The organism is Streptomyces sp. NPDC126510, from assembly GCF_040302345.1.
GTDB lineage: Bacteria > Actinomycetota > Actinomycetes > Streptomycetales > Streptomycetaceae > Streptomyces.
Window position 1 is genome coordinate 84,814 of the sequence record NZ_JBEORR010000009.1, and the last position, 12,575, is coordinate 97,388.

Genomic DNA, 12,575 nt, shown 5'->3' on the forward strand with positions numbered 1-12,575 from the left:
TCCGGTGGCTACGGCAGTTCGGTCAGCAACTGCTCGATGACGACCGCCACCCCGTCCTCGTTGTTCGCCACCGTCCGGCCCGAGGCGGCGGCGATGACGTCGGGGTGCGCGTTGCCCATCGCGTACGACCGGCCCGCCCAGGTCAGCATCTCCACGTCGTTCGGCATGTCACCGAAGGCGACGACCTGCTCGTGCGAGATGCCGCGCTCGGCGCAGCACAGCGCGAGGGTGCTGGCCTTCGACACTCCTGGACCGCTGATCTCGAGGAGGGCGCTGGGGCTGGAGCGGGTGACGTTGGCACGGTCGCCGATGGCGAGGCGGGCCAGGGTCAGGAAGGCGTCCGGGTCGATCTCGGGGTGGTAGGCGAGGATCTTCAGCACCGGCTCCGCGGCGGCTTGGTGGTCCGGGCCCAGCAGTTCCTCGGCCGGGGCGAGGCTGTCCGGCGTCTCCATGTGCAGCTTCGGGTACGCCGGCTCCTGGTAGAAGCCGTAGGTCTGCTCCACCGCGTACACGGTGCCCGGTGCCGCGTCGCGCAGCAGCCGAACGGCGTCCAGGGCGTTCTCCCGGGCCAGCTCCCGCACCTTCACGAACCGGTGGGCACCGGGGCCGCCGTGCAGGTCGACCACGGCGGCGCCGTTGCCGCAGATCGCCAGGCCGTGACCGTGCACGTGGTCGCTGACGACGTCCATCCAGCGGGCCGGGCGACCCGTGACGAAGAAGACCTCGATGCCCGCCTCCTCGGCGGCGGCCAGCGCGGCGACCGTACGAGGGGACACCGACTTGTCGTCGCGCAGCAGAGTGCCGTCGAGGTCGGTGGCGATCAGTCGCGGCGGGAGGGTCTCGGCCGCGGTCTCGGGCTGTCGGGTCGCTGAGGTCACCCGGCCATTGTCCCGCACATGTCTGCACGGGCGTGCGGGGCTCCGCACAGGTGAGTGGATAACGCTCCCACCAGGAGCCCCTCATGAGCAGTCGCTTCCCCCTGGCCCCTGAGCAGAGGCCCTCGGCAGCGGTCTCGGCGCATCCCCCGCCTCAGCGCAGCTGCGCCGGCGCCTCCATCGCGATCTGCTCGAAGACCTTCTCGTCCGCGGCGAAGGGGGAGTCGGGGATCGGCCAGTGGATCACGAGCTCCGTGAAGCCCAGCTCCCTGTGCCGTCCGGCGAAGTCCACGAACGCGTCCAGGGACTGGAGAGGGCCGACACGGTCCGGTGTGAAACCGGTGAGCAGCACCCGATCGAGATCGGTCATGTCCCGGCCGACCTCGGCGCAGATGTCGTCGAGCCTCTCCGTCTGCCCACGCATGGCCTGAACCGACTGCTCAGGCGTGCCGTTCTCGTACAGCTTCGGGTCGCCGGTGGTCACCCAGGCCTGCCCGAACCGGGCGGCCAACCGCATCCCTCGTGGCCCGGTCGCCGCCACGGCGAACGGCAGCCTGGGGCGCTGCACACAGCCGGGGATGTTCCGCGCCTCGTGGGCGGAGTAGAAGTCGCCCTCGTACGAGACGGCGTCCTCACAGAGCAGCCGGTCGAGCAGCGGGACGAACTCGGCGAAGCGGTCGGCGCGCTCGCGCGGGGTCCACGGCTCCTGGCCGAGCGCGGTGGCGTCGAAGCCGGAGCCGCCTGCTCCTATGCCCAGCGTGACCCGCCCGCCGGAGATGTCGTCGAGGGAGATCAGCTCCTTGGCGAGCGTCACGGGGTGCCGGAAATTCGGAGAGGTCACCAGGGTGCCCAGCCGCAGCCGGTCGGTGACGCTCGCGGCGGCCGTGAGGGTCGGCACGGCGCCGAACCACGGGCCGTCCCGGAAGGTGCGCCAGGACAGGTGGTCGTAGGTGTACGCGGTGTGGAAACCGAGCTGCTCGGCGCGCGTCCAGGCCGCGCGGCCGCCTTCGTGCCAGCGGCGGTACGGGAGGATCACGGTGCTCAGACGCAGACTCATGAGATCGAGCCTAAGGGAGCCCGGTGGGTCGCCCGTGTTTCACGTGAAACCCGTCACCCTGAGTTTCTGATCACACAAGTCGTGTCAGTGCGGTCCGGGAAAGCGCAGGTAGCGCGGCGGTACCGCCTCGGTGAGCCACACCCCGTTGGCGCTGACGTGAAAAACGTGACCGTCGGCGTGCATGGCCGACGCGTCCACGCCGAGCACGACCGGCTGCCCCCGGCGGGATCCGACCCGGGTCGCCGTCTCCCGGTCGGGTGAGAGGTGCACGGCGTGCCGGCGCATGGGCCGGAGTCCCTCGGCGCGGATCGCGTCCAAGGAGGCGGCGACAGTGCCGTGGTAGAGGTGTGCGGGCGGGGTGGCCGGCGCGAGCCCGAGGTCGACCTCCACGCTGTGGCCCTGGCTGGCGCGGATCCGGGTGCCTGCGACGGCGAAACGCCGCTTGTCGTTGGTGGCGACGACTTGGTCCAGTTCGTCGCGGGTGAACCGGAAACCGTGCGCGGCGGCCGCGGCGATCAAGGTGTCGATCTCGACCCAGCCGGCCTCGTCGAGCGTGAGCCCGATGCGTTCCGGCTGGTGGCGCAGATGCTTCGACAGATACTTCGACACCTTCACGGTGCGTCTTTCGTCCATCCCATCAGGGTGCGGGAGAGACGCGAATCACGCGATCGAGTTTCATCTCCGAGGTTTGATCCACAGCCAAGTATGGTTATCCACAGGGGAATTGGCAGTTCTGTGGACAACTGGCCTTCGCCGCACGGCCTTTGGGGCCTCGGCCTCACACCGGTGGCTTCATCCGCGCCAGGCTCCGCAGTGCTCCCGGTGCCCACCGTGACAGCCACCGCGCACCCCGCGCCTCCGGGGTCACCGGCACCACCGCCTCATCGCGCGTGACCGCACGCAGGATCGCACGGGCGACCTTCTCCGGTGGATAGTTCCGCAGCCCGTACAGGCGGGCGGCGCGCTTCTGCAGCCGCTTCTCCTCCAGGGCGTCGACGCCGGCGAAGTGCGCCGTCGACGTGATGGCGGTGTTCACGATGCCGGGGCAGACCGCCGTCACGCCGATCCCCCGCTCGGTGAGCTCCGCCCGCAGGCACTCGCTGAGCATCAGCACGGCCGCCTTGGAGGTGCTGTACGCGGGCAGCGCCCGGGACGGCTGGTACGCCGCGGCCGATGCCACGTTGACGATGTGGCCGCCCTGCCCGCGCTCGGCCATCCGCCGGCCGAAGAGCCGGCATCCGTGGATGACACCCCACAGGTTGACGTCGAGGACCTTCTTCCAGTCCTCCGGGGTGGTGTCGAAGAAGGAACCGGACAGTCCGATCCCGGCGTTGTTCACGAGGACGTCCACCACCCCGTGCTCGGCGGTGCTTGTCGGCGAGCTTCTCCATGGCCTGCTCGTCGGAGACGTCGACCGTCTCCGCCCAGGCCCCGGGGGCGCCCAGCAGGCGGCAGGACCCGGCGGTGCGGACCGCCGCCTCCTCGTTCCGGTCGACGGCCACCACGCGCGCGCCGGCCTCGGCGAACGCGAGCGCGGTCGCCCGCCCGATACCGCTGCCCGCCCCGGTGACCAGCACCAGCTGCCCGCCGAACCGCTGGGCGTGCTCGCCGGCCGCCGCCACCGGGGACCGTCCGTTCTCGACGGACGTCACGAACTCCTCGATCCACGAGGCCAGTCGGTCGGGGCGGGTCCGCGGGATCCAGTGCCCCGCCTGGATCGTCCTGCGAGTCAACCGCGGAACCCACTGCTCCAGCTCGTCGTGGAGCCGCTCCGAGAGGAACCGGTCCTGCAGGGGCGTGATGATCTGCACGGGCGCGTGGGCGTGGGCGTCCGGACGTGGTGCGCGCAGCCGGGGCCGGACGTTGTCCCGGTACAGCCAGGCCCCGTGGGCCGCGTCCGAGGGCAGGGACGCGGTGGGGTAGTCGCCCCGGGGCACCTTCTCGACGCGCTCCAGCACCCGCGGCCAGCGCTTGCCGAGCGGGCCGCGCCAGGCCAGCTCGGGCAGCGCGGGCGTGTGCAGCAGGTACACGTACCAGGACCGGGCGCCCTGCCCCAGCAACTGGCCGACCCGGCGCGGGGTGGGACGCTTCACCCGCCGGTCGATCCAGTGGCCGAAGTGGTCGAGGGAGGGCCCGGACATCGAGGTGAAGGAGGCGATGCGGCCCTTCGTGCGCTCGACGGTGGTGAACTCCCAGGCCTGCACCGATCCCCAGTCGTGCCCGACCAGATGCACCGGCCGGTCCGGGCTCACCGCGTCCGCCACGGCCAGGAAGTCGTCCGTCAGCTTCTCCAGCGTGAAGCCGCCCCGCAGCGGCCGCGGCGCCGTCGACCGGCCGTGGCCGCGGACGTCGTACGCCACCACGTGGAAGCGTCCGGCGAGCCGCCCGGCGACCTCGGACCACACCTCCTTGCTGTCCGGGTAGCCGTGCACCAGAACGACCGTCGGCCGCCCCGGATCACCCATCTCGGCCACGCACAGCTCGACTTCGCCGGTCCGCACCCAGCGCTCCCGCGCACCCGTCAGCAACGTCATCCGGCGAATCTGGCAGTTGTTAGAGAGTTCGTCAATAGAAGGTTCCCGGCCGTGGTAACTCTGAAGAACCAGCTCCCCTAGGGGCCCGTAATACTCAGGGCTGACCCCAAGACAGCTCTGCGGAGTGATGCCCGCCACGCACACGGCCCCTACCTTCGGAGGGTGACTGTGATCGCGACCGAAAGCCTGAGCAAGCGGTTCCCCCGGGTGACCGCGCTTGACCGGCTCTCCGTGGACGTCGGGCCCGGTGTGACCGGACTCGTCGGAGCCAACGGAGCCGGCAAGTCCACACTGATCAAGATCCTGCTGGGTCTGTCCCCCGCCACCGAGGGCCGCGCCGAAGTGCTCGGTCTCGATGTCGCCACCAAGGGCGCCGCCATCCGCGAACGGGTCGGCTACATGCCCGAGCACGACTGCCTGCCGCCGGACGTCTCGGCCACCGAGTTCGTCGTCCACATGGCGCGCATGTCCGGTCTGCCGCCCACCGCCGCGCGCGAGCGCACGGCCGACACCCTGCGCCACGTCGGCCTGTACGAGGAGCGCTACCGCCCCATCGGCGGCTACTCCACCGGCATGAAGCAGCGCGTCAAGCTCGCCCAGGCCCTGGTCCACGACCCGCAGCTGGTCTTCCTGGACGAGCCGACCAACGGCCTCGACCCCGTCGGCCGCGACGAGATGCTCGGCCTGATCCGCCGGATCCACACCGACTTCGGCATCTCGGTCCTGGTCACCTCCCACCTGCTCGGCGAGCTGGAGCGCACCTGCGACCACGTCGTCGTCGTGGACGGCGGCAAGCTCCTGCGCTCCAGCTCCACCACGGACTTCACGCAGACCACCACGACCCTCGCCATCGAGGTCACCGACACCGACGAGCACCCGGACGGCACCCGCGCGGCCCGCGAGGCGCTGCACGCGCGCGGGGTGACCGTCGAGGACGGCAGCGGCCTGCCGGGCGCCGGCCACGTCCTGCTGCTCACGGCGCAGGGCGACGAGACGTACGACCTGGTCCGGGACGTGATCGCGGACCTCGGTCTCGGCCTGGTGCGCATGGAGCAGCGCCGGCACCACATCTCCGAGGTCTTCACCAGCAGCGACGAGCGCGAGCAGCGGAAGGAGGCGGTCGGCCATGGCGCTTGAGCACTCCACGGGGGCACCCGCCCCGGCACCGGGTGACCAGACCCGCATCCACAACATCGGCTACCGCAACTACGACGGCCCGCGCCTCGGCCGCGCCTACGCCCGCCGCTCCCTGTACTCGCAGTCCCTGCGCGGCTCCTACGGCCTCGGCCGCTCGGTCAAGTCCAAGGTGCTGCCGATGCTGCTGTTCGTGGTGATGTGCGTGCCCGCGGCCATCATCGTCGCCGTGGCGGTCGCCACCAAGGCCAACGCCCTCCCGCTGGACTACACGCGCAACGCGATCGTCATGCAGGCGGTCATCAGCCTGTACGTCGCCTCGCAGGCACCCCAGTCCGTCTCGCGGGACCTGCGCTTCAAGACCGTTCCGCTGTACTTCTCGCGGCCCATCGAGACCGCCGACTACGTCCGCGCCAAGTTCGCGGCACTGGCCTCGGCGCTGTTCATCCTCACCGCCGCGCCCCTGCTCGTGCTCTACGTGGGCGCGCTGCTGGCCAAGCTCGACTTCGCCGACCAGACCAAGGGATTCGCTCAGGGACTCGTCTCCGTGGCACTGCTCTCACTGCTGTTCGCAGGCATCGGCCTGGTCATCGCGTCCTTCACTCCGCGCCGCGGCTTCGGCATCGCGGCCGTGATCGCCGTGCTGACCATCACCTACGGCGCGGTCTCCACCCTCCAGGCCATCGCCGACGCCCAGGGCAGCGGCGACGCCGTGCCGTGGATCGGGCTGTTCTCGCCGATCACGCTCGTCGACGGTGTGCAGTCCGCCTTCCTGGGCGCGACGTCCGCCTCCCCGAGCGGGGTGGGCCCGAGCACCGCCGAGGGCCTCGTCTACGTCGCCGTCGCCCTGGGCCTGATCGCGGCGAGCTACGGCCTCCTGATGCGCCGCTACAAGAAGGTGGGAATGTGACCACGCTCAACATCGACCACGTCTCCCGCTGGTTCGGCAACGTGGTCGCCGTCAACGACATCACCATGACCATCGGCCCCGGGGTCACGGGCCTGCTCGGCCCCAACGGCGCCGGAAAGTCCACCCTCATCAACATGATGGGCGGCTTCCTGGCCCCCTCCACCGGCACGGTCACCCTCGACGGTCAGGCCGTGTGGCGCAACGAGCAGATCTACAAGCACATCGGTGTCGTGCCCGAGCGGGAGGCGATGTACGACTTCCTCACCGGCAAGGAGTTCGTCCTGGCCAACGCCGAGCTGCACGGCCTGGGTGCCAAGGCGGCCCAGAAGGCGCTCGCCACGGTCGAGATGGAGTACGCCCAGGACCGCAAGATCCAGACGTACTCCAAGGGCATGCGCCAGCGCGTGAAGATGGCCTCCGCGCTGGTCCACGACCCCTCGCTGCTCCTGCTGGACGAGCCGTTCAACGGCATGGACCCGCGCCAGCGCATGCAGCTGATGGACCTGCTGCGCCGCATGGGCGACGAGGGCCGCACGGTCCTGTTCTCGTCCCACATCCTCGAAGAGGTCGAGCAACTCGCCTGGCACATCGAGGTCGTCGTCGCCGGCCGGCACGCCGCCAGCGGCGACTTCCGCAAGATCCGCCGCCTGATGACCGACCGGCCGCACCGCTACCTGGTGCGTTCCAGCGACGACCGCGCCCTCGCGGCCGCGCTGATCGCCGACCCGTCGACGGCCGGCATCGAGGTCGACCTCGCCGAGGGCGCGCTGCGCATCCAGGCCGTCGACTTCGGACGCTTCACGGCCCTGCTGCCGCGGGTGGCCAGGGACCACGGCATCCGGCTGCTCACGGTCTCGCCGTCGGACGAGTCCCTCGAGTCCGTCTTCTCGTACCTCGTCGCGGCGTAGGAGGCCCTGATGTACGACCCCACAGTCGCCCGGCTCACCTACCGGGCCCTGCTCGGCCGGCGCCGGGCCCTCATCCTCGGCGCCCTGCCGATGCTGCTGATCGTGATCGCCGTGGCGGTGCGCGCTCTGGCCGGAGCGGACGACCAGACGGCGTCCGACCTGCTGGGCGGACTCGCCCTCGCCACGATGGTGCCGATCATCGGCGTCATCGCCGGGACGGGCGCGATCGGCCCGGAGATCGACGACGGATCGGTGGTGTACCTGCTGTCGAAGCCGATCAAACGACCGACGATCATCTTCACCAAGCTGATCGTCGCGATCGCCGTGACGATGGTGTTCTCCGCGGTGCCCACGCTCATCGCCGGCTTCATCCTGAACGGCAACGGCCAGCAGGTCGCCGTCGCCTACACGGTCGCCGCGCTGGTCGCGTCCATCGCGTACGCGGCCCTGTTCCTGCTGCTGGGCACGGTCTCCCGGCACGCGGTGGTGTTCGGCCTCGTCTACGCGCTGGTCTGGGAGGCCCTGTTCGGCTCCCTGGTGCCGGGCGCGCGCACGCTGAGCGTCCAGCAGTGGTCGCTGGCAGTGGCCCAGAAGGTGTCCGGCGGGGACCTGGTCTCCTCCGACGTGGGCCTGACCACGGCGACGGTGCTGCTCGTCGCCGTCACGGTGCTGGCCACCTGGTACGCCGGACAGAAGCTGCGTTCCCTGACGCTCGCGGGCGAGGAGTGACGTGCCCCGGCCTTGACGGGGGCTTCATCTCCGCCGGGGCACACTGGGCGAACGGGATGTAGGGGAAGCACAAAAGGAGTTGGACGGCTGGGAGGACGGACATGGCGGGCGAGAGCGCTCAGTACGACGACCGCGGCACGTACGGTTCCGGGTCCGATGACGGCACCCGGGACGAGCTCGACGGTGTCGTCCTGGACGAGGACTTCATACGCTCCGCCGGAACCTCCGAGCCGTCCGCCCGGGCCCGGATGCTCGCCGCGAAGTGGAGCCGCGAGGAACCGGAGCCGCAGCCCTGGCGGTCCGACGAGCCGCCCGCGGGCTGGTTCTTCAGCAAGGCCCGCCGTCGCAGATGGCGCAGGCGCTAGCCGCCCGCGTCGTCGGAGCCCGTCGCCGTTTTATTCGGTGGCGTCCAATTCGCCCGGCAGGCAAAGTGGTTGTCGTCAGCGCCGGGCCCGATCGGTCCGGAGTCACGAGCCGGGAGAGGAGCGGGACGATGTCCATGCACGGCAGTACGTCCAGCTCCCTTCAGGGCAGCCGGCGGCGGGATCCGGAGTAGCCACTACCCCTCCGTGGAACCCGCCCATACGGGGAGCTGCCCGGGGCGGCCGCTTCGAGCACGCGAATCGCACATCGCGTGGGCCGCCCACCCGGAGGATTGGCCGAGTGGTAAGGCACTGGCTTGCTAAGCCATGGTCGGGTCGAAAGGCCCGCGCACGTTCGATCCGTGCATCCTCCGCCGAACACCATCGAGCCCTGGGTATCGGGCCCTGAGCACTGGCCTCGAGCTGCGGGCTCCGACCGCCGGGCCCGGGGTTCAGCCCAGCAGTCGCTCCAGCACCACCGCGATGCCGTCCTCGTCGTGGGAGGACGTCACCTCGTCGGCCACCGCCTTCAGTTCCTCGTGGGCGTCCGCCATGGCGACGCCGTAGGAGGCCCAGGCGAACATCGGTATGTCATTGGGCATGTCACCGAAGGCGATCGTGTCGGCCGCCTTCAGACCGAGCCGACGGGCCGCCAGGGACAGCCCCGTCGCCTTGGACAGGCCGAGGGGGAGCAGCTCGACGATGCCCGCGCCCGCCATGGTGACGTTGACGAAACCGCCCGCGGTGCGCGTGGCCGCCTCACAGAGCTCGTCGTCGGACAGCGTCGGGTGCTGGATGTACAGCTTGTTCAGGGGAGCGGTCCACAGGTCCGACGCGTCCGTGAAAGGCGTGGCGGGCAGGGTGCCCTGCACCGCGTAGCCCGGGCCCACCAGCACCTCGCCGTCGAGGCCGTCGCGGCTCGCCGCCAGGTGGAGCGGGCCCACCTCCGCCTCGATCTTGGCCAGCGCCACTCCGGCCAGCTGCCGGTCCAGCGTCACCGACGTCAGCAGGCGGTGCGCGCCGGCGTCGTAGACCTGTGCGCCCTGGCCGCAGACGGCAAGGCCCTGGTAGCCGAGGTCATCGAGGATGTGCCGGGTCCACGGGACCGCGCGGCCGGTGACGACGATGTGCGCGGCGCCCGCCGCGGTGGCCGCGGCGAGCGCGTCACGGGTGCGCTGCGACACCGTGTCGTCGGAGCGCAGCAGCGTCCCGTCGAGATCGGTGGCGACGAGCCGGTACGGGAAGGCGCCCGGGGAAGCCGTGCCGCTCACTTGGCCACCGGCTCCAGGACCTCCCGGCCGCCCAGGTACGGACGCAGCACCTCGGGCACGCGCACCGAACCGTCGGCCAGCTGGTGGTTCTCCAGGATCGCCACGATCGTGCGCGGGACGGCGCACAGCGTGCCGTTCAGCGTGGCCAGCGGGCGGACCTGCTTGCCCTCACGGACGCGGATCGACAGGCGGCGGGACTGGAACTCGGTGCAGTCCGAGGTCGAGGTCAGCTCGCGGTACTTGCCCTGGGTCGGGATCCACGCCTCGCAGTCGAACTTGCGGGAGGCCGAGGAGCCCAGGTCTGCGCTCGCCACGTCGATCACGCGGTACGGCAGCTCCAGCGAGGTCAGCCACTGCTTCTCCCACTCCAGCAGGCGCTGGTGCTCGGCCTGCGAGTCCTCGGGAGCGACGTAGGAGAACATCTCGACCTTGTCGAACTGGTGCACGCGGAAGATGCCCCGGGTGTCCTTGCCGTGCGAGCCGGCCTCGCGGCGGAAGCAGGGCGAGAAGCCTGCGTAGCGCAGCGGGAGACGGTCGGCGTCGAGGATCTCGTCCATGTGGTACGCCGCGAGCGCCACCTCGGACGTGCCGACCAGGTAGAGGTCGTCGTCGGCGAGGTGGTAGACGTCCTGCGCGGCCTGGCCGAGGAAGCCCGTGCCCGCCATGGACTGGGGGCGGACCAGCGCCGGGGTCAGCATCGGGGTGAAACCGGCCGCGGTGGCCTGCGCCATCGCCGCGTTCACGAGGGCGAGTTCCAGGAGCGCGCCGACGCCGGTCAGGAAGTAGAAGCGCGAGCCGGAGACCTTGGCGCCGCGCTCGACGTCGATCGCGCCGAGGAGCTGGCCGAGCGCCAGGTGGTCCTTGGGCTCGAAGCCCTCGGCGTCGAAGTCGCGGATCGTGCCGTGCGTCTCGAGGGTGACGAAGTCCTCCTCGCCGCCCACGGGCACGTCCGGGTGCACGAGGTTGCCGAGCCGCTGGAGCAGTTCCTGGGTCTCGGTCGCGGCCGCGTCGCGGTCCGCGTCGGCGGCCTTGACATCGGCGGCGAGCTGGCCCGCCTTCTTCAGCAGCTCGGCCTTCTCGTCGCCGGCCGCCTTGGGGATGAGCTTGCCGAGCGCCTTCTGCTCGGCGCGGAGCTCGTCGAAGCGGACGCCGGACGACCTGCGCCGCTCGTCGGCAGACAGGAGGGCGTCGACGAGCGCGACGTCCTCTCCACGGGCGCGCTGCGACGCGCGCACACGGTCGGGGTCCTCACGGAGCAGGCGAAGGTCAATCACGCGCCCAAGGCTACCGGTGCGGGATGACCGCCCACGACTCACTATTCCGCTCGTGCCTTACGTACCGTTATGAGTGAATTGCGCGCAGTGTCAATGAAGAAGACGTCTCTCCCCGGAACGTGGCATCCGGCGGGCGTCATCTTGACTGTAATCCCTTGGGCGGCATGGGACTTGGGGTTCAGTTGTCCACAGCGATCCCCATCCGGCAAGAGTTATCCACAGGCTGTGTGGAAGATCTGTGGACTACGGAATCGATCACTCCGAATGGTCGGACCGTCCCAAGAATTCCCGTGACAAACCCCCTCTACTCTCACTTTCGAGTGGAAGTGGGTCACCTCGAAGGGTTACGCAAGGGAAAACAGTGGACGAAGGGTGACCTGCCCGGTGATGGACGCATCAAGGGCCAGTAGGGCGATTTGTCGACTGACTCACGCTTGGTTGTCGACTTGTCCCCAGGTCGAGAAGCGGACCTGTGGATAACTTCTGTGGATAACGACAATCAGCAGGTGTGACCAGCTCGGAACGGGCGGGAGCGGACTAGAAACGCCCGTCCTGGCACCGCGCGACCCAGTCCGCCGCCCCCGCGAACTCCTCGTCGGACGTCCCCAGCCGCGGCGGCTGCACATCCGCCGGCCGCATGTCCGCGCGCGGGTAGGAGCCCAGGTAGCGCACCTGGAGGCAGATCCGCTTCAGACCCATCAGGGCGTCGGCCACCCGGCGGTCGGAGATATGACCCTCGGCGTCGATGCAGAAGCAGTAGTTGCCGATGCCGGCGCCGGTGGGCCGGGACTGGAGCAGCATGAGGTTGATCCCGCGGGTGGCGAACTCACCCAGCAGGTCACGCAGGCCGCCGGGGTGGTCGTCGCGCTGCCACAGCACGATCGAGGTCTTGTCCGCTCCGGTCGGCGCCGCCGGCCGGGCGGGCCGGCCCACCAGCACGAACCGCGTCTGGGCGTTCTCCGCGTCGTGGATCTGGGTCTCCAGGGCCTCCAGACCGTAGCGGGCCGCCGCGAACTCCCCCGCGAAGGCGGCGTCGTACTGCCCCTCCTGGACCAGTCGGGCGGCGTCCGCGTTCGAGGCGGCCGACTCCCAGTGTGCGTCGGGGAGGTGCTTCTTCAGCCAATTGCGCACCTGAGGCTGCGCGGCCGGGTGGGCGGAGACGGTCTTGATGTCCGACAGCTTCGTGCCCGGGCGGACCAGCAGCGCGAAGGTGATCGACAGCAGCACCTCGCGGTAGATCATCAGCGGCGCGCCGGCGACCAGTTCGTCGAGGGTGGTGGTGATACCGCCCTCGACGGAGTTCTCGATCGGCACGAACGCGGCCTCGGCCTCACCGGCGCGTACCGCGTCGAGCGCGGACTGGACGGACACGTAGGGGATGAGCTCCCGGGTGGCGGCCTCGGGAAGCGTGCGCAGGGCGACTTCGGTGAAGGTGCCCTCAGGGCCGAGATACGCATAGCTCGCTGGCATGACCTCACCCTAATGGGCTCGCGGAAGCGCCATCCCCCACACGCACACCCA

11 protein-coding genes, 1 tRNA gene and 1 pseudogene are annotated in these 12,575 nt (G+C 70.3%); 6 read left to right on the forward strand and 7 right to left on the reverse strand.

The window, feature by feature from the left end:
• Window positions 1-8: 8 nt before the first annotated feature.
• From ABTX60_RS14470 to ABTX60_RS14485, 4 genes and pseudogenes are all read right to left on the reverse strand, one after another.
• Complete coding sequence (locus tag ABTX60_RS14470) at window positions 9-878, reverse strand: Cof-type HAD-IIB family hydrolase (RefSeq protein ID WP_352097382.1); 870 nt, start codon at window positions 876-878, stop codon at window positions 9-11.
• Between the two features lie 151 nt (window positions 879-1,029).
• Window positions 1,030-1,932, reverse strand: coding sequence for an LLM class flavin-dependent oxidoreductase (locus tag ABTX60_RS14475; RefSeq protein WP_352097383.1), 903 nt, complete (start codon window positions 1,930-1,932; stop codon window positions 1,030-1,032).
• Between the two features lie 84 nt (window positions 1,933-2,016).
• Entirely contained in the window at window positions 2,017-2,565 is a 549-nt protein-coding gene (locus ABTX60_RS14480; protein ID WP_352097384.1) for an RNA 2'-phosphotransferase, read from the reverse strand.
• A 145-nt stretch (window positions 2,566-2,710) separates the two neighbouring features.
• A pseudogene (locus ABTX60_RS14485) lies at window positions 2,711-4,466 on the reverse strand (SDR family oxidoreductase).
• Between the two features lie 168 nt (window positions 4,467-4,634).
• Here ABTX60_RS14485 and ABTX60_RS14490 point away from each other — a divergent pair.
• From ABTX60_RS14490 to ABTX60_RS14515, 6 genes are all read left to right on the forward strand, one after another.
• Window positions 4,635-5,603, forward strand: coding sequence for an ABC transporter ATP-binding protein (locus ABTX60_RS14490; RefSeq protein WP_352097574.1), 969 nt, complete (start codon window positions 4,635-4,637; stop codon window positions 5,601-5,603).
• Entirely contained in the window at window positions 5,593-6,510 is a 918-nt protein-coding gene (locus tag ABTX60_RS14495; protein ID WP_352097385.1) for an ABC transporter permease, read from the forward strand. Before ABTX60_RS14490 ends, ABTX60_RS14495 begins: the two co-directional genes overlap by 11 nt.
• Window positions 6,507-7,418, forward strand: coding sequence for an ABC transporter ATP-binding protein (locus tag ABTX60_RS14500; protein ID WP_097217810.1), 912 nt, complete (start codon window positions 6,507-6,509; stop codon window positions 7,416-7,418). The genes ABTX60_RS14495 and ABTX60_RS14500 overlap by 4 nt, the downstream gene beginning before the upstream one ends.
• 9 nt (window positions 7,419-7,427) lie before the next feature.
• Window positions 7,428-8,147: an ABC transporter permease gene (locus tag ABTX60_RS14505; RefSeq protein WP_053670093.1), complete on the forward strand. Its 720-nt coding sequence runs from the start codon at window positions 7,428-7,430 to the stop codon at window positions 8,145-8,147.
• 101 nt (window positions 8,148-8,248) lie between these two features.
• Window positions 8,249-8,512, forward strand: coding sequence for an SGM_3592 family protein (locus ABTX60_RS14510; protein WP_352097386.1), 264 nt, complete (start codon window positions 8,249-8,251; stop codon window positions 8,510-8,512).
• A gap of 284 nt (window positions 8,513-8,796) precedes the next feature.
• Window positions 8,797-8,883, forward strand: a tRNA-Ser gene (locus tag ABTX60_RS14515).
• A 78-nt stretch (window positions 8,884-8,961) separates the two neighbouring features.
• Here ABTX60_RS14515 and ABTX60_RS14520 read toward each other — a convergent pair.
• The 3 genes from ABTX60_RS14520 to pheA form a co-directional block, all read right to left on the reverse strand.
• On the reverse strand, window positions 8,962-9,780 hold the full coding sequence (locus ABTX60_RS14520; protein WP_352097387.1) for an HAD family hydrolase: 819 nt from the start codon (window positions 9,778-9,780) through the stop codon (window positions 8,962-8,964).
• Window positions 9,777-11,054: a serine--tRNA ligase gene (serS, locus tag ABTX60_RS14525; protein WP_352097388.1), complete on the reverse strand. Its 1,278-nt coding sequence runs from the start codon at window positions 11,052-11,054 to the stop codon at window positions 9,777-9,779. The genes ABTX60_RS14520 and serS overlap by 4 nt, the downstream gene beginning before the upstream one ends.
• A gap of 537 nt (window positions 11,055-11,591) precedes the next feature.
• The gene (pheA, locus tag ABTX60_RS14530) at window positions 11,592-12,524 is read right to left on the reverse strand and encodes a prephenate dehydratase (RefSeq protein WP_352097389.1); all 933 of its coding nucleotides are present in this window, start codon (window positions 12,522-12,524) and stop codon (window positions 11,592-11,594) included.
• Between the last annotated feature and the right edge of the window lie 51 nt (window positions 12,525-12,575).